This is a genomic window from Bartonella sp. AA2SXKL (assembly GCF_042197205.1).
Taxonomy (GTDB): domain Bacteria; phylum Pseudomonadota; class Alphaproteobacteria; order Rhizobiales; family Rhizobiaceae; genus Bartonella.
In genome coordinates this window covers 2,501-4,064 of sequence record NZ_JBHIRN010000029.1, presented here as the reverse complement: position 1 = coordinate 4,064, position 1,564 = coordinate 2,501, and the positions used below count along the sequence as shown (strand labels likewise).

Genomic DNA, 1,564 nt, shown 5'->3' with positions numbered 1-1,564 from the left:
TTAAGATGATACCGGGGAAGGTTTTCCGGTTTATCCCGGAGGGCTTGTAGCTCAGTTGGTTAGAGCGCGCGCTTGATAAGCGTGAGGTCGGAGGTTCAAGTCCTCCCAGGCCCACCAATTTATGCTCGTTTTTTGCTTATCCAAGAGTATGAAGCTTCAGCGTATTAAAAACGCTTCAATCTTTGTTTATTTTTAAAGATTTTATTTTATCATCCAAAGATTATTTGTTAAATTTATCCTATTAAGCTTTCAAAAGAGGCTTTTAAAACCCCTTTCGTGGTACAGATAAATTTAAATGATGCAAATCAAAATAATACAGGGAATGCAAGTTGATAAATCTGGTTAAGGTTGATTTGAAAGAGCATTATTTAGGGGCCGTAGCTCAGCTGGGAGAGCACCTGCTTTGCAAGCAGGGGGTCGTCGGTTCGATCCCGTCCGGCTCCACCATTTAGGTCATCATCATGTTGTAAGAACACGGTTTAGTAAAAGGTCCAGTGATCTTTTGCTTGTTCTATTGAAATTGTGAAGAGAAGATATATTCAGACATGTTCCTTTTTTAAGGTTCCTTCTGAGGTACAAGTTTTTTGTTAAGAAAAATACTTTCTTGGGAAAATGCTTGTTGTCGAAAAAAGGTTTTGGAAAACAGATTTTAAAAAAGATCTTGAAAGAAAAACCTTTCTTCCGAAGAGGAAATCTTAATTTAGAAAAAGAGACATGTGTCGCAAGGGAATGCTCAAAGCCCTTGCTTATGATTGGAAGCTTAACCGCGCCATTGAATATATCTCGAGAAGCTGGTCTTTTCTGCTGATATTTGGTTTGTTTTGCGCTTTATTTTGCACAAGATAAAGAGAAGCAGACAAACCGTGAATGAATATTGGCAATGAGAACGATCAAGTGTCTTAAGGGCATTTGGTGGATGCCTTGGCATGCACAGGCGATGAAGGACGTGATACGCTGCGATAAGCTACGGGGAGGTGCGAATACCCTTTGATCCGTAGATTTCCGAATGGGGCAACCCACCTTTGATGGCTAGAAAAATTAAGCTGTTTTTTTAACAGTTTAGTTTTCTAGTCGTCAGATAAAGGTATCTACACCTGAATAAAATAGGGTGTAAGAAGCAAACGCAGGGAACTGAAACATCTAAGTACCTGTAGGAAAGGACATCAAACGAGACTCCGTTAGTAGTGGCGAGCGAACGCGGACCAGGCCAGTGGCTTGAATTAAGAAAAGTAGAAACGACTGGAAAGTCGTACCAAAGTGGGTGATAGTCCCGTATACGTAAATCTGATTTAAGTCCTAGAGTAGGGCGGGACACGTGAAATCCTGTCTGAACATGGGTCGACCACGATCCAAGCCTAAGTACTCGTGCATGACCGATAGCGCACCAGTACCGTGAGGGAAAGGTGAAAAGTACCCCGACAAGGGGAGTGAAATAGTACCTGAAACCGAATGCCTACAAACAGTCGGAGCCCAAGATTCGTTCTGGGTGACGGCGTACCTTTTGTATAATGGGTCAGCGACTTAGTCTAACGAGCAAGCTTAAGCCGGTAGGTGTAGGCGTAGC

2 tRNA genes and 1 rRNA gene (1 of these 3 only partly in view) are annotated in these 1,564 nt (G+C 42.4%); all 3 read left to right on the top strand.

Annotation, left to right across the window (positions count from 1 at the left end):
- Positions 1-40 precede the first annotated feature (40 nt).
- A tRNA-Ile gene (locus ACFINS_RS09240) sits at positions 41-117 on the top strand.
- Positions 118-371: 254 nt separating this feature from the next.
- Positions 372-447 (top strand) — tRNA-Ala (locus ACFINS_RS09235).
- Positions 448-888: 441 nt separating this feature from the next.
- Positions 889-1,564 (top strand): 23S ribosomal RNA (locus ACFINS_RS09230); it runs 2,134 nt beyond the window's last position.